This is a genomic window from Gilliamella sp. LMG 34361 (genome assembly GCF_984569075.1).
On record NZ_OZ474903.1, the window covers coordinates 1,910,943 to 1,924,584 of the forward strand.

The following is a 13,642-nucleotide window of genomic DNA, read 5'->3' on the forward strand; positions in this document are numbered from 1 at the left end:
AAATTTTTTAGCTCAAATTAATAAAACATACTTCATGTTTTATGATTTTATGATATCCCCTCTCCACAATTCACCATAAAATGCAACTGGATAAACAAACTTAAATTCACCACAGGACAATCCATCACCATTAACACTAAAAAAGGTAAGTTAATTGTCCAACTTGCGAACTAGATTGCTGAGTATATAAATAGTCAGTTCAGTTCTGCGACTGTGTCACAGAACTGGATGACAGATAAATAAACTAAAGATCATCTGTAAAAATGACATCAATTGCACCACAAGCTTTAAATAGCCATTTCAATGCACCTGATGCGAAAGGGTCATCTAATGCGGTAACCTCAATTAAAAAATATGTATTTTCAATTTCACCATCAAATTTATGAGCATTCCACCAAAACCACTCTCTAGCATCAGGCTCTAACCATGCTAACCAACTAGATAAAGACCAGGCTTCATCTTTTTTGGCATTTTCTATTTTTTGCTCATAAGTTAAGCTATCCCAATATATTTTTTGATTTTTAACTTCTTCTTCAGTTAATTCTCTAGCACAGTGATTAACAAATGTATCAGGTAATATTTTTGACCATTCTTCAAAAGAAGGCCAAACTAACTCTGAATTATAGTTAACTATCACTAAAACTCGTTTAGCTAAGTTTAACACTTCATCAGCATTATTATTACAATGAATAATAAACCTAGCTATACCAACCTCTGTAGCTTTAACAGTATGATCTGGTGGACTGTCAAATCTCTCTCTTTCTAATAATAGTTGTTTTATATATTCACTATTTACTACCACCTTTACCACTTCTTGGGATAATAGAATTTATTAATTCATCAAATTGATATAGTTTTATCAATTAGCGACAACGACTAAATGCTAATCTTAGCCCTGCACCAATTTTTTTCTGGTGAACTATTGCTAGGCAAAACTACATTATCACTTTTAGGCAAACCACTTCCCCAACTTTCTAGCTTTTCGTGAATAGAAGGAGAAATAGTTAAAACGCCATCTCTAATTTCAATTGCGCATTGCATCATCTTTTTAAATAACGCTCATTTGGTTTTATAACCATAATAGTCATGTTTTTAAACTATTTAATCTGGTTGATAACGGTTATCATGAATAATATAAGGCTCAACTATTTCAGTCCATACTATTTGAGCCATTTTTTGCCACTCTGTTGGATTTTTCTGTTTTGCTATGTAGTCCCTAATTAATCTTACTGACTGGTTGAATTGTTCTTTATTCAATTCAATGAATGAATAAAATTTTAAGTATTCACCTTCTTCTGATTTTATGATTTCATGTAATTAAGGATAATTAGGTAAAAATACGGCATCAGAAAACTTATCTAATTACTTAATTATTTTATTATAATCATCAGGAAGCAATTCCTTATATTGGATTTTACCAAAAAATTCTTCATATTCTTCTTTGAACATTAATAATTTTTGAATTTGACTCTGACATAATTGAGTATTACTACCGCCAGAACAAGCATCTTTAAAAGCTTCGTCATCTAATCTATCAAGATCTTCAATTTTATCTAACCTATCTTGCCAATAAGCTTTTTCCTCTTCAGTCAACACCGGGGTCAAACCACCTTGAAGCTCGAAACGTAGTTTTATACCCTTTTTTTCCAATACCTCTTTCTTTTGTAAAGCATTATTCTCAACCGCATTTTTACTACTACTAATAGCCGCACTAGCATCGCCAATATTACCACGGCCGGCAGCTACCGTAAGGCCTGATGCTAGTTGAGATAGTGCGCTGATAGTTTGTTTTAATGGTACGTTCGAGCTCTTTAACCTGTTCTCCTAACTCTTTTAAGCTAGTGACAATGTTTAATCTGGTCTGCTCATCCTCTTTATTAAAGATTGGTTTGAGTTTGCTATGGGCATTTTCAGTATCATGACTGAGTTCATTGATAGTTTGCTTATCTGGGTCTCGAATGATTAACTCACCGTCACTAGTTGCCGCGTGGGTAATATTCGAAGCTTCATCGTTGTGGTCATAAATGGTTGGTTGGCTACTGGTTGGTGATAGAACATTACTACCAACAACTACTCTAATAGATTGATTATTTTTTTAGATAATGGTTATTTTGATTTGGTTTATTGAGATGTATTCATAAAATAATCGAGGAGCGTATACCATTTTATTGATATTTGAATATCCGTAGGCTATTAATAAAGCAATAATAAGTCGCTGAAGATAATTTTAGACATCAGGATTTTGACATACTAAACGAACTCAATAAAACAACATTAATGTGAAATTAAAATCAGTAATAATATCTATCCCCCCTTTCCTTAAAATTTTGAGGGAAAGGGGATTAGAGGTAAGCTAAAAAGTAACTACGTTGTGGTTTTAGGAATTTTGCCTGTCCACCAAATTGGTTTTTCGTCAGGTTGTAAATTATCGAAAACAGATAAAGGGATCATACTATAGCTTACACAATAAGGGATGGTAGAAATTGTTATCATTACAGGTTCATATTCATAATTAGAATTGGATTTGAACCATTCATAATTTACTATGGCAGATTCAATACACTCATAAAATGCTTCAAAATATCTAACAAAAATTTCGAATAAAGTTGATTTGCTTCTGTCTAAATTACTTTTAACTTGACCTGATAATATTTTAGTCCAATCAAATGCTTCTCTATCCAACTGTTTAAACTCTTTTTCTACTAATTTCATTAATGCTACGGTGGCATCTAACTCTTCTAATTTTAAATAACGTCGATATAAGCGGTCAGTAATCAGTGACCAATTTTGATTGGAATATTTAGGTGGAACATAATATGAAATACAGTCAAAAAATAGCTTCATATCACTATCTGTACCCAATTCAACTATGCGTGCGCCACCTGTAAAACCAATTTTTATTGACATCATTTACTTACCTTATCATTTAAAAAAATTCAATATTCTATTAAATATATTGTACTTATGCTGAACCATTCCAATTTAGTTTATCTTTCTGTTCGTTAGGTACGAGTTTACATAACTATTTTCTTTTCGATACCGCCTTAGTATTAATAAGCAAAGTGTTGTTGCCAATACTTTACAAGATAATAATTGATTTGTATAAAAAGTTTCACCTGTTTTGTTATAAATTTCTATTTAATACTCTTGCTTCATTGCTATGGTCATAAAAAATTGGTTGCGCTCTGGTCAGTAAAAAAACTGTCATTACTAGTAACAGTTCTAATTGATGATTATATTTTTCAGGTAATGGTTATTTTGATTTAGTTTATTGAGGTTTATTTGTAAAAATAATTGAGGAGTCTATACCGTCTTATTAATATTAGAATATGAATGAAGTGGTAATAATTTGGGTGAATTATGCGTAAAAGAGTTAACTATGACAAAGGATGTTACTCTTCACTGATTATCTTTAAAACCCTCTAGTTGGGTAAATTCTGATCCAACACAGACCATTCACCGTTACCACTTAAAAAGACGAGTTAATTGTTCAATTTGTGAACTAGATCACTGAGTGGATAAATAGTTAGTTCAGTTCTGCGACTAGTCTCGCAGAACTTGATGACAGATGCATAAACTAAAGATCATCTGTACATACGACATCAATTGCACCACAAGCTCTAAATAACCATTTCAATGCACCTGATGAAAAAGGATCATCTAAAGCTGTAACCTCGATTAAAAAATGTGTATTTTCAATTTCACCATCAAATTTATGAGCATTCCACCAAAACCACTCTCTACAATCGGGCTCTAACCATGCTAACCAATTAGATAAAGTCCATGCTTTATCTTTTTTAGCTTCTTCTATTTTTTGCTCATAACTTAAGCTATCCCAATATATTTGTTGATTTTTAACTTCTTCTTCAGTTAATTCTTTAGCACAATGATTAATAAATATATCAGGTAGTATTTTTTTCCATAATTCAAAAGAAGGCCAAACTAACTCTGAATTATAGTTTACTATCACTAACACTCGTTTAGCTAAGTTTAACACTTCATCAGCATTATTATTACAACGAATAATAAACCTAGCTATACCAACCCCTGTAGCTTTAACAGTATGATCTGGAGGATTTTCAAATCTTTCCCTTTCTAATAATAACTGTTTACTAAATTCACTATTTATTACCATCTTTACCATCTCTTGGGATAATAGAATTTATTAATTCATCAAATTGATAGAGTTTTATTATTTAGTTTGGTTAGAATGCTTACATCAGGTCCATTCTTATACTCCATCATTGTTAACCAATTTTGCTTAAGCAGAGTCTGCGTTAGAGCGCCCATAATAGGATCAAAAAAAATCACCAATTTTCTTTTGCCTCTAAAATTGTTTCTTTAAAAAAAATACCGAAATCTTTTGCGAGTTATGTACTCATAATATACCTATTTTTTAAATTCATTCGCTCTATTTTTCTAGTATTCAGGGTGCCATTTCTTAAACTGATATAGATCTATCCCTGGTGGAATAAAACTATCATTAACATGGATTAAAATATAAACTGCGCTCTCATTATATACCTTTTTAAATTCTTATTGAGTCATTTTATAACTAGTGCTTTTCCAAGGATAATGAATTAAAACATTACTAACTTTATCTGTTCCTTTAACAACTCTCCTAGTGACCAACCTTATTACCTTGATCCCATATCATTGCACTTCATAATCCTGTTTGATTTACTATTTCGAAAGTACCCTCACCCAAATAGCCACTTTTCCAATCAATCCCCCCTTTTTACTGAGATCATTGGCTAACCGGTTAGCATCTTTAATTATAATGATCTTTATCTGCTAACTATTGATAGATTTATTAAATGAATATTGATATGAGAAATTAAATATGATTGATGAATTTAAGGTTGGTTAAAAATTTTCAAAAGAAAAATCACTAACCATTTTACCGTCATTCAAAATTTTTTGATATTTGACTTACAAAAGAATGACAATTAACTAATTGATTTTGTTGGTGCAGTGGTCGGACTTGAAATAGTCTTGTTAAAGCCTTTTCAATAAAGGTTTTTGATTTTTATTTATTGAAGAAATAGTCCCAAACATAGTCCCAAAATAAAAACTGACCCCCAATATTAGGTATTTTAATCTTGCCAAATTGAAAGGTTAAAAATTGGTTTTAGAATTTTGACGGTGTAAAAATTTATCTAGGTGAGCGGTATCCGTTAATTATGTTTTAGATTTTTTATACCTCCCCCCATAAAAATAAAATTTTATAAAAAAGTATGCACGGTGTTCACTACCTGATTGAAGCCTTATTCTAAAAGGGTTTGAGTGGTGTATACTTGAATGTTTACTATTCACAAGTATACACTTTAGGTATTCACTCAATAAAAAACCGCCAATTAGGACGGCCTTATTTTAGTGGTTCAATTTGAGCTACTAGTTAGGATCTTCGGCTTTAGGTAGCCAATCTTTACACATATCTGGGTTTATTTCTAAATTAGTTTTTACCCCTATATTAGTTCGTTTTTTAATGTACGCCTTTCTATTTTCTTTTATGGCGTAATTTAATGATAAACCGAACCCACTCAAGGACAATGGATTATTAAGCCCTGTATTTCGCACATACTCAATATAAGCATGATATAAATATTTTTTAGGGTTAAATGGTATTATGCCTAAATTACCCATAAGCATACCATTGGGATGATCCAGCACATCAAGATAACTACAAAAATCTACCAAGTGGTCAGATTCGCGTTTAATCGCCGTCGCTTCGTCTGATTGTTGTTGCTGGTGTAGTCTTTCTTTGGCTTCTGCTGGACTGGTAAACTCATTTAATAGCAACCTCACAATTGAGGGGAGCTCTTGCTCTATTTTGCTAACCAAGTTTAAATCTCGCTCTTTTTCAGGGATGACCTCGCCAAAGTGAAAGATAACTCTACGTCGTGATATACCGCCATTTCGTTCGTTAAATCTCATTGCCTCGTTATTGATAACCAAGACTACCGCAGGGATTTTACAAGAATAGGGTTGTTTGTGTTTTGGGTCTATTGCGACTTCATCACCGCCAGTAATTGCTTTTAATCCTGCGCCACTGCCCATATAACGCGGTTGGTCGGGTAAAATGATAAGAGAGTAACCAACTACTAAAGCCCTATCTCTTGCCTTTTCCAGTGATTCCATTGTACCTATGACAGTATTATTCTTGCCTGATAACATCGTCGCAATCTCAGCAAAAACACTTTTACCGCTACCGCCTGCGCCTGTAACCTCTAAGAATAATTGCCAGTCATGGCGATTGGCCAATATCATATATAGCGCAGCTAAGATATTTTTAGCCTTATCTTGATTGCCTGATGCTCTTTTTAGCCATTTAGCGAAGTTGGGCGCGTGAGTATCAAAAGATTCATTTTCTTTGGCAGGGTAGTAATCAATATCATTACTGACTAATAGCCAATCTTGCTTATTGTGAGGTCTAAAGGTTTGGCTTTTTAGCGCATATACGCCATTTTTAAAGCAGATTAAATCTTTCTGAGGTGTTCCCATTATCGGCAGTGATAACCTGAGCGATTCAACCGCTGAGCTAATTCGCATAGGGTTAAAAGGTTCGCCTGATTGAGTGAATAAATCGGCTAGTGTTCGCATTAATAGTTTATCGCTTATAGGTTGCCATGCGTTATCTTGATAGTGATAAATTTCATCAGTAGTTAAATTAATGGCGAGGTTATTGTGATAATGCTCATTTAACAATTCGGCCCGTTGGCTTGATGCCATTTGCGATAGGTTCATGCTTGATAACTCGTTTTGCATGTTATGTTTTGTCATGGTGGATAACTCTGGTTTTATGAGGTTTTTATTAAAATGAGCCAAAGCGTTATCGCTTCCAAATTGTTGCCTATAATCATCCCAATCACATTTATAATCTGTATCAGGAACGGAGTAATAACCATTTACCGCTTGAGCTGCTTCTATTGCTTTAGCTAAGCCCGTATTAGGGCTTTGACCAATATCGTTATCACCTGCGATAATGATTTTAGCGGTAGGATTTAACTCACGAATGTCTTTAGCTACATGAATAAGATTGCCTGCGTCAATAGCGGATATAACAATAGACTGCTGGCGGAATTCCGCTATCGATATCCCTGTAGCCAAACCCTCACAGATAATAATTTCATTATGTGCGAGCAAATTTGCACACACCTCGGCAGGTCTACTCAAAATTGAGGTAGCTAAAATAAAAGCCCCTTTTTTGCTCGAGCTTTTCATTAAGTGCTTGCTGCCGTCTAGCTCAATAAATTGACCGCCTGCGTATTCATTATGAAAATTCAGCATGGGCACAAAAATGCGCCCGTTATCTAACAAGGGTAAATCAAAGGTTAACCCTTTCTTGGTCAGGTATTGAGATTGCCCTAATGTTGCTTTAGATAGCAAATACTCGACCTTTTTACATACGGGATTATCTGGTATGTTATCGTTATATAATTGTTTGGGATCTATTTTTCTAAATACGAGATTTTCCCGTATTTGGTTATTTTGATTAGACAGATTTAAACATTCCGCTACTTTATTTGATGCTTCTTTAGCGTCACATTGACAATAGTTTTTGATAAGCTCTAAGCCATCACCACTACCGCACTGGTTACAGATGTAAGTACCTCTACCATTTTGGTTATCAAATCTAAATCTATCTTTACCACCACAGACAGGACAAGGGCAATGTTTGCCATTACCCACTTCAATACCTAATGATTGAAAGATATAATCCCATTTACCTACCGCTTGGGTGGTAATTTCATTTATTTTCATTACCGCTCCCTTAATGGATTGTCCCGTTAGATTCAGCTTTGATATCTTCGACTAAATCAATAAACAATGTTGAAAGTAATTCTTGCCCGAATTGCGTTAGTGCCATAGGTTTATCGTCACTTTCGGCGTACATCTTTTTTAATAGCCCATAGGTGCGGTTTAACCCCTCACTTTCGCCAAAGTCTTCAATCAAACATTCTTCAAGGCTAACTTTTAACCCTAAAACAATTAAATCTTTGTCAATATCAATCTTGATACCCTCATGAATAAACACCTTGGCACCGTTTTTATTAATTTGCTCAATTAAAAATAAACCTGCGATAATCGCCATGGTAGAATCAACGATACTATGATGAATTGCTGTTACTTCTTGCTGATTATCCATGATTTACCCCCTTAATTTGTGTCATGTATCGCCTAACTTCGGGCGGTAGTCGCTTGGTGACATCGGCGAGTAAGTTAGGGATTTCATCCTTGTCAAAAGAAAATAGTGCTACATATTTGCCATTTTTAAGCCTTAATGCGGTAATAGTGCCGTCATCGTTATGGACAAAATCAAACTCTTTCATTCTTTGCCTCCTTGCGCTCGGTTTCGCTTCTAAATAGCTTTTTAGAATCGTTAATTAAGTCTGATACAGCATCAAGGGCATAGGAGCGTAATTCTTCGTTAATTGGCGTGTTTGAATCACAATCAGCCATTAAAAGCGTTGTTATCGCGCCTGCCTGACCGAGTTTTGAGTTAATAGTATTAATCGCATCTAAAGAGATATTAGCCATTGTTTTTATCTCCTTTGATATCAATTTTTAATAACTCCTTATACGCATCTTCGATTAAGTCCCCTGCTGTCCAAAGTAAATTACTTATATCGCAATGTTCAATAAAAGGTTCATTCAGCCCCTCGTCTTTATAATTATGGTTATCCAGAATCACCTTAATCATGCTTTGGGCTTGTGCTAGTTTGGTTTCAATATTATTTATCAATCGATGATTATTGCGCATTGTCTTTACCCCCTAATAAGTGGTATTCCTGTAGGTCATCAAAGGCTTGCTCTGCTAAATCGACTATAGCCCACAACAAATTACTCATATCTGATTGGTCAATAAAAGGCTCTTCATATCCTGATAATTTGTAATTTGCGTTATCTAGCGCGATTTTTGCCATACTTTTAACTTGAAGAAGTGTGCCTTCAACTTTACAAACTAATTGATGGTTATTCATGGCTGTAGCCTCCCCAAGTTCTAGCTCGTTCAATGATTGGGGTTATTCGAATTCTGGCGATAAAGATAAGCGATTGCTTGCCTAAGCTCTTACGTGCTTCTCGTTCAGTTGTAGCTGTAGTTTGGATAACTTGAGCGGTTAATAGGTCATAGAATTTATATAGTTTTTGCGTGGATACAATAGGGTTAGGGGTAGTAGTCATAATGACAGCCTCCAAGTAATGATTTACATAATCACCGCTAGAGGTTCCAATCTCGTTGGCGGTGACGTTAGCAGGGTTGGAACTACTGGTTACTTGGTGACCCAGCCATCCTTTCGGATGCCCCACTAACGCCACCATAGAAGAAATATTGATAAATAGGTGTGCGCAAGCATTGACACAAAAAAAGACGCTTTGGGCGTCATGTGTCGCCAAGTAACTGTTCAGGGTTCCAATCCTGACACTAGATTTTGCTAGTGCAAAATTAATATAGCTCAAATCCTTAAATTCATGCAAGCGATTTTTATCAATAATTGATAGGTCGTAAAATTTGAATAGTTTAGATTGTTCAGCGCGTAGGTGTGCGCTATCATAGCGGTTAGCCATAGCATTACTCCATTTAATGTTTGTGGTTAGATAGCTCATTGAGGTGTGAACTCTTTGGGCTATTGTTTTTTGGGGCGCGACCATTATAATGGTCTTTACCGTGTAATTATAATAATATTGGGTAATTACCATGTCAACACCAAAAGAAAAAAGATCACCACAATACCAAATGCGATTAACCGAAGAATTTCGGCAACAGTTAGAAGAAGAAGCTATGAAAGATGGCGATACTAGCTTAGCTACTTGGATTAAAAGAGTTTTAAGAAAAGAATTACAATCACGAGGAATCATACCTAAAGCATAATAATTAAGTTTCTTGTGGCTCCTTTTTATGGACTCAATAAACCTACTTTTAAAATTCAACCCCATGCAATAAGTTTTCCGACTCATACGCGCGCGCGTAGTGATATCAATAAAATCTTTCCTAACGTGTCGGAAAATTGCGCCGTAGCGATTCATTGGGCGATTATTTAAGGTTTGGGGATACATCTGTATTGCTAGGTTGTTATATAAGCTTGTAGTCATGATTTAGCCCTCTAACGTGTCCTTAAATTATTAATCGTTTTATTAGTGGCGATTAAATCAGACAATGCATTAATTCTTCGTCCAACTTCCCTTATCGCTTCGGTAGGGTTATCTATTTCATTAAATACCGCTGATTCAATTTGCTGTAAAATAATTAGTGCACCTAATTGTTGTTCGTTAGCGGTTTGTCTCTCTCCTGAATATAACCCTGTAAATCTGTTTTCAGCTTTGGCGAGATTAATATAATGGTACTTTTTGACACCTTGCATCATTGATAAAGCGTCACGGCTCTGGTGATAGAAAGGTAAGTATTCGCGTTTTACCTTTTCGCGCTCTCTGCTATTAGCAAAGGCTTTGGTTACTCGCACCTTAAAATCAATAATTTGTTTATGATTTTTACCTCTTGCAATTCGACTAATTAAATCAAATTGGTTCTCATTGAGTAGTACATAAGTAATTGTTACAGCACCAACGCCTCTTTTTCTCGATGCCTTTTGAAAAGGCAGTGAACCAAATTCTTTTAAATCATTCTTATTCGAACGAATTAAATTCATTAAACTTTTATGAGTAATCCCCATTTCTTTAGCCACTAGACGGCTATCAATTCGTGGCTCTTTGGATTGCACCAATTCAATATCATTATTTTTAATACTTAAATCCTTCATTTTTCATCTCTCCTAACGTGTCGAAAAATTCCCCTTTTAGCTGAATTTAGGCAAGGGGAGACCGTAACGAATTTTTTCGCTTTGCTTTAAAATCAATTAGTTATTTAGTGTTTTTAGCTAGACACTTAACGCGAGATTGGCTATCATTGGAAGCGTCATTATTCCAGTGTTAGCCCTTTATCATTTCGCGATATAAAGGGTTTTGCTTTATCACCATTAAGCCACCTCTCGACGTTCTACTCTACGAGATTCAAGCCAAGAGTAAATTTCATCAGCACGATACCCGACTCGACGCAAGCCTATTCTGATTTTTTGGGGAAAGGTTTCATCTTTCCGTTCTAGCGTATAAAGGCTAGTGTCAGATTTGAAGTGAAGTAAGGCTTTTACTTCTTTTTTGGATAGGATTTGACTGGTCATTAGTTATATTCTCCTGATGTTTAAAGACAGGTAAAGGATATAACTGTTAATAAAATATATCATTGCACACAAAATTAAATTTTTGCATGCAAAATATTAGTAGCCTATTTTATTGAATTATCTAATAATTTATTACATTGAGAAAAGAAAGAATCAATTTTCCTTTTTCCTAATCCCTTGAATTGTGATTGTTCTGAAATCAAATCAGATAACTCCCCTTGAGTCCATTTTTTAGGGCTAGATTCTTTCAAAATTTTCAATATTGAAGCAAGTAATAATTGTGAATATTTATAGTCAATACTATCATCATTTCCCATTAAAGACTGTTCAAACTCTAATAAATGCTTGGTCGTAATAACCAACTCATGATCCTCTGGTAAATTATCTGCAGGATAATCTTCTGGGCTATTCTCAAACCGCTCTCTAAGACTTAAAATATTTCCATCTTCATCGAGAAGAAAGCTACCATCAATCCCAAATCGTTCAACTACAGTATGCTGTTTTAATGAAGAAATAAGATTTTCAATCCAAGCTCTTTCTGTTCCTACCAAAGGAAAATCATAAATATCCTTATCTAAATAAAATGATTTACCAATAGTTCCTTTTGTAACTAAAACTAGCTCTTCCATATAAAAATCAAATGTGAATTTGTCTTTATATTTTAAATATTCTTGATATATATCTGGCTGTTCATTTTCATATTTTTCTTGTAGATTAGAAAGCAGATGTTTATATCGATCCTTTAAATATTCCATCTCTAATTTTTTATATTCTTCTGTATTTCTTGAATGTTCATTTCTAAGCTCTTTGGGAGCATGAAACATTCCAAATATCATTCTATCGAAATCACTTTGTAGCTGCCTATGCTCCCCGTATTTACAAGCAATTACTTTTACTCCATAAGGAAATTTAACCGATAAAACTATTTTCTTATCTAAAACCCACTCTAAAATATCAATAACTGTAACTGATTCCCCAAATAATCTAGTTAATCGTTCAGCAGCCTCTGATAAGGTCACATATCTTTTTAATGTCAGTAATTTAGAATGATTCATACGCCCCTCACGCCCCTAATAGATATTTGCGCCAGTTCGCTAGGGTTGCGAATGTTCGGGGATCAGCCTAGACGCAAATAATACATTAACATACAGTTAGGTACATTATAGCACTGTATCTATATACATGAAAATAATCATGGTAAAATTGGAGGGGTAAATAATTTTTAGGAAAGAATAATGACCTTTCAATCTATATTAAATAAATCATCAAATAACTTTGGGTTAATTATCAGTGATAATTTCACATTTAATCTTGATATCAACACTGTAGAGCAACACACATCAAAGTTAAGAGTAACAGAAAACCCGATAGAGAACGGCGCTAATATTGCAGATCATGCAGTGTTAGATCCTAAAGAGGTTACTGTTAATGGCATTGTTGTTAGTTATGAAACCAAGCAGAATTCAATAACGGATTCAATAACGGCTTCAATTGATAAACTGCTCGGAGTTGGTGATTCTGAATATCCGTTACCAATGAAAATCAGAACTATAACGGAACAGGCGGAGAAAAAACTGCGACAGTATTATGAATCACATTATCAGACTATCGAAAAAACAGTTAATAATGCCGTTGCTGATTTTATCCCCGAATTTCAAACACCAAGTTTCAATAATCTGTCATCAGACCGCATCAGTGATGCCCATGAAAAACTGTTAGCAATACAACGTAGCGGTGAGCCGGTTACGTTACAGACAAATTCACGGCAATATAAAAATATGGTCATAACCTCAGTAGGACTGACTCAAAAACAAAATACAGCCGGCGAGTTTATTATAACATTTCGTGAAATATTTATCGTCGAAACTCAAATTGCAAATGGTTTTAAAATGCAAAAGCCGAAAGTTCGCAATCTGGGCAGAGTCCAGCCACAGGAGGTCACGGGTGAGGCTAAGCGCGCGGTTCTTGATAGATTACGAAGCATTATTTAAATAGGAATATATAAATGCATACTATACAAACAACATCAGATGACGTGTTAGAGCAAACAGTATCATTATTCGATATGAATTTAAGGATAACCCTGCGCTATAACTCTATTTTGCGAGGCTATCAATTTGATTTATTCGACATTGATAAAAATAAATTTATTACGAAAAATAAAGGGTTATCGGTTGGTAGCCCGTCCCTAATAGAGTTTAACTTGCCTTTTGTGTTAGTTTTGATTGATAAATCTGGGCGCGGCGTTAACTCAATATCTAAAGAGGATTTTAACAATAGGATGCAGATCGTGATAATGTCTAAGGATGAATGGCGTGAGTCACTTAGAAAGTTTTAAAATAAACGTAAAAAGTAGGCAAATTTTGAGCCATCGCGCTACATCAAAGCATCAGGCTCGCACGGTAGCAAGATAGTTGTAAGTTCTTTGATGGGTTTTTTAAATTCAACCCCATGAAAGCGATTTA

The 13,642-nt window shown here is 34.5% G+C and carries 18 protein-coding genes and 1 pseudogene; 3 read left to right on the top strand and 16 right to left on the bottom strand.

Going from position 1 to position 13,642, the window contains the following annotated elements; translation table 11 throughout:
- Positions 1 to 244: 244 nt before the first annotated feature.
- The 13 genes and pseudogenes from AC5LXI_RS09155 to AC5LXI_RS09215 all read right to left on the bottom strand — a co-directional run bounded on the left by AC5LXI_RS09155 (position 245) and on the right by AC5LXI_RS09215 (position 9,702).
- Positions 245 to 802 carry a hypothetical protein gene (locus AC5LXI_RS09155; protein WP_493442043.1) on the bottom strand — a complete coding sequence of 186 codons (558 nt, stop codon included), beginning with the start codon at positions 800 to 802 and terminating at the stop codon, positions 245 to 247.
- Between the two features lie 74 nt (positions 803 to 876).
- A complete protein-coding gene (locus AC5LXI_RS09160) occupies positions 877 to 1,044 on the bottom strand; it encodes a contact-dependent growth inhibition system immunity protein (RefSeq protein ID WP_493442044.1) in 168 nt (55 codons plus the stop codon).
- A gap of 318 nt (positions 1,045 to 1,362) precedes the next feature.
- Positions 1,363 to 1,650: a DUF6862 domain-containing protein gene (locus AC5LXI_RS09165; protein WP_493442045.1), complete on the bottom strand. Its 288-nt coding sequence runs from the start codon at positions 1,648 to 1,650 to the stop codon at positions 1,363 to 1,365.
- A 24-nt stretch (positions 1,651 to 1,674) separates the two neighbouring features.
- Positions 1,675 to 1,782 (bottom strand): annotated as a pseudogene (locus tag AC5LXI_RS09170) (VENN motif pre-toxin domain-containing protein); the annotation flags it as partial.
- 582 nt (positions 1,783 to 2,364) lie between these two features.
- Entirely contained in the window at positions 2,365 to 2,910 is a 546-nt protein-coding gene (locus AC5LXI_RS09175) for a hypothetical protein (RefSeq protein WP_493442046.1), read from the bottom strand.
- A gap of 667 nt (positions 2,911 to 3,577) precedes the next feature.
- The gene (locus AC5LXI_RS09180; RefSeq protein ID WP_065651095.1) at positions 3,578 to 4,135 is read right to left on the bottom strand and encodes a hypothetical protein; all 558 of its coding nucleotides are present in this window, start codon (positions 4,133 to 4,135) and stop codon (positions 3,578 to 3,580) included.
- 1,259 nt (positions 4,136 to 5,394) lie between these two features.
- Positions 5,395 to 7,764, bottom strand: a complete 2,370-nt coding sequence (locus AC5LXI_RS09185) for a primase-helicase zinc-binding domain-containing protein (RefSeq protein ID WP_493442047.1) — start codon at positions 7,762 to 7,764, stop codon at positions 5,395 to 5,397.
- A 10-nt stretch (positions 7,765 to 7,774) separates the two neighbouring features.
- Complete coding sequence (locus AC5LXI_RS09190) at positions 7,775 to 8,149, bottom strand: hypothetical protein (protein ID WP_493442048.1); 375 nt, start codon at positions 8,147 to 8,149, stop codon at positions 7,775 to 7,777.
- Positions 8,142 to 8,333: a hypothetical protein gene (locus AC5LXI_RS09195; protein WP_493442049.1), complete on the bottom strand. Its 192-nt coding sequence runs from the start codon at positions 8,331 to 8,333 to the stop codon at positions 8,142 to 8,144. The genes AC5LXI_RS09190 and AC5LXI_RS09195 overlap by 8 nt, the downstream gene beginning before the upstream one ends.
- Positions 8,320 to 8,541 (bottom strand): hypothetical protein, encoded by a 222-nt coding sequence (locus AC5LXI_RS09200; RefSeq protein ID WP_493442050.1) that lies wholly within the window; start codon positions 8,539 to 8,541, stop codon positions 8,320 to 8,322. The genes AC5LXI_RS09195 and AC5LXI_RS09200 overlap by 14 nt, the downstream gene beginning before the upstream one ends.
- Positions 8,534 to 8,764 (bottom strand): hypothetical protein, encoded by a 231-nt coding sequence (locus tag AC5LXI_RS09205; protein ID WP_493442051.1) that lies wholly within the window; start codon positions 8,762 to 8,764, stop codon positions 8,534 to 8,536. The genes AC5LXI_RS09200 and AC5LXI_RS09205 overlap by 8 nt, the downstream gene beginning before the upstream one ends.
- Positions 8,754 to 8,984: a hypothetical protein gene (locus tag AC5LXI_RS09210; RefSeq protein WP_493442052.1), complete on the bottom strand. Its 231-nt coding sequence runs from the start codon at positions 8,982 to 8,984 to the stop codon at positions 8,754 to 8,756. Before AC5LXI_RS09210 ends, AC5LXI_RS09205 begins: the two co-directional genes overlap by 11 nt.
- The gene (locus tag AC5LXI_RS09215; protein WP_493442053.1) at positions 8,977 to 9,702 is read right to left on the bottom strand and encodes a host cell division inhibitor Icd-like protein; all 726 of its coding nucleotides are present in this window, start codon (positions 9,700 to 9,702) and stop codon (positions 8,977 to 8,979) included. The genes AC5LXI_RS09210 and AC5LXI_RS09215 overlap by 8 nt, the downstream gene beginning before the upstream one ends.
- On the opposite strand from AC5LXI_RS09215, the gene AC5LXI_RS09220 reads away from it, so the two are divergent.
- Positions 9,701 to 9,874 carry a hypothetical protein gene (locus AC5LXI_RS09220; RefSeq protein ID WP_176700243.1) on the top strand — a complete coding sequence of 58 codons (174 nt, stop codon included), beginning with the start codon at positions 9,701 to 9,703 and terminating at the stop codon, positions 9,872 to 9,874. The two genes, AC5LXI_RS09215 and AC5LXI_RS09220, sit on opposite strands and share 2 nt — an antisense overlap.
- A 232-nt stretch (positions 9,875 to 10,106) precedes the next feature.
- Here the strand turns inward: AC5LXI_RS09220 and AC5LXI_RS09225 are convergent, their stop codons facing one another.
- From AC5LXI_RS09225 to AC5LXI_RS09235, 3 genes are all read right to left on the bottom strand, one after another.
- Entirely contained in the window at positions 10,107 to 10,760 is a 654-nt protein-coding gene (locus AC5LXI_RS09225) for a Rha family transcriptional regulator (protein ID WP_493442054.1), read from the bottom strand.
- A gap of 216 nt (positions 10,761 to 10,976) precedes the next feature.
- Positions 10,977 to 11,177, bottom strand: a complete 201-nt coding sequence (locus AC5LXI_RS09230; protein ID WP_493442055.1) for a helix-turn-helix transcriptional regulator — start codon at positions 11,175 to 11,177, stop codon at positions 10,977 to 10,979.
- A gap of 104 nt (positions 11,178 to 11,281) precedes the next feature.
- Complete coding sequence (locus AC5LXI_RS09235; protein WP_091125920.1) at positions 11,282 to 12,232, bottom strand: hypothetical protein; 951 nt, start codon at positions 12,230 to 12,232, stop codon at positions 11,282 to 11,284.
- A 180-nt stretch (positions 12,233 to 12,412) separates the two neighbouring features.
- Here AC5LXI_RS09235 and AC5LXI_RS09240 point away from each other — a divergent pair, with 180 nt between their 5' ends.
- Together AC5LXI_RS09240 and AC5LXI_RS09245 are read left to right on the top strand one after the other, a co-directional pair.
- Complete coding sequence (locus tag AC5LXI_RS09240) at positions 12,413 to 13,168, top strand: phage baseplate protein (RefSeq protein ID WP_493442056.1); 756 nt, start codon at positions 12,413 to 12,415, stop codon at positions 13,166 to 13,168.
- A gap of 14 nt (positions 13,169 to 13,182) precedes the next feature.
- On the top strand, positions 13,183 to 13,515 hold the full coding sequence (locus tag AC5LXI_RS09245) for a phage baseplate plug family protein (RefSeq protein WP_493442057.1): 333 nt from the start codon (positions 13,183 to 13,185) through the stop codon (positions 13,513 to 13,515).
- Positions 13,516 to 13,642 lie beyond the last annotated feature (127 nt).

Excerpts from the sequence above, each read along its gene's own strand:
- AC5LXI_RS09160 (WP_493442044.1), bottom strand. The coding sequence starts at position 1,044 with ATGATGCAATGCGCAATTGAAATTAGAGATGGCGTTTTAACTATTTCT.
- AC5LXI_RS09175 (WP_493442046.1), bottom strand. The coding sequence starts at position 2,910 with ATGATGTCAATAAAAATTGGTTTTACAGGTGGCGCACGCATAGTTGAA.
- AC5LXI_RS09180 (WP_065651095.1), bottom strand. The coding sequence starts at position 4,135 with ATGGTAATAAATAGTGAATTTAGTAAACAGTTATTATTAGAAAGGGAA.
- AC5LXI_RS09185 (WP_493442047.1), bottom strand. The coding sequence starts at position 7,764 with ATGAAAATAAATGAAATTACCACCCAAGCGGTAGGTAAATGGGATTAT.
- AC5LXI_RS09190 (WP_493442048.1), bottom strand. The coding sequence starts at position 8,149 with ATGGATAATCAGCAAGAAGTAACAGCAATTCATCATAGTATCGTTGAT.
- AC5LXI_RS09195 (WP_493442049.1), bottom strand. The coding sequence starts at position 8,333 with ATGAAAGAGTTTGATTTTGTCCATAACGATGACGGCACTATTACCGCA.
- AC5LXI_RS09200 (WP_493442050.1), bottom strand. The coding sequence starts at position 8,541 with ATGGCTAATATCTCTTTAGATGCGATTAATACTATTAACTCAAAACTC.
- AC5LXI_RS09205 (WP_493442051.1), bottom strand. The coding sequence starts at position 8,764 with ATGCGCAATAATCATCGATTGATAAATAATATTGAAACCAAACTAGCA.
- AC5LXI_RS09210 (WP_493442052.1), bottom strand. The coding sequence starts at position 8,984 with ATGAATAACCATCAATTAGTTTGTAAAGTTGAAGGCACACTTCTTCAA.
- AC5LXI_RS09220 (WP_176700243.1), top strand. The coding sequence starts at position 9,701 with ATGTCAACACCAAAAGAAAAAAGATCACCACAATACCAAATGCGATTA.
- AC5LXI_RS09215 (WP_493442053.1), bottom strand. The coding sequence starts at position 9,702 with ATGGTAATTACCCAATATTATTATAATTACACGGTAAAGACCATTATA.
- AC5LXI_RS09225 (WP_493442054.1), bottom strand. The coding sequence starts at position 10,760 with ATGAAGGATTTAAGTATTAAAAATAATGATATTGAATTGGTGCAATCC.
- AC5LXI_RS09230 (WP_493442055.1), bottom strand. The coding sequence starts at position 11,177 with ATGACCAGTCAAATCCTATCCAAAAAAGAAGTAAAAGCCTTACTTCAC.
- AC5LXI_RS09235 (WP_091125920.1), bottom strand. The coding sequence starts at position 12,232 with ATGAATCATTCTAAATTACTGACATTAAAAAGATATGTGACCTTATCA.
- AC5LXI_RS09240 (WP_493442056.1), top strand. The coding sequence starts at position 12,413 with ATGACCTTTCAATCTATATTAAATAAATCATCAAATAACTTTGGGTTA.
- AC5LXI_RS09245 (WP_493442057.1), top strand. The coding sequence starts at position 13,183 with ATGCATACTATACAAACAACATCAGATGACGTGTTAGAGCAAACAGTA.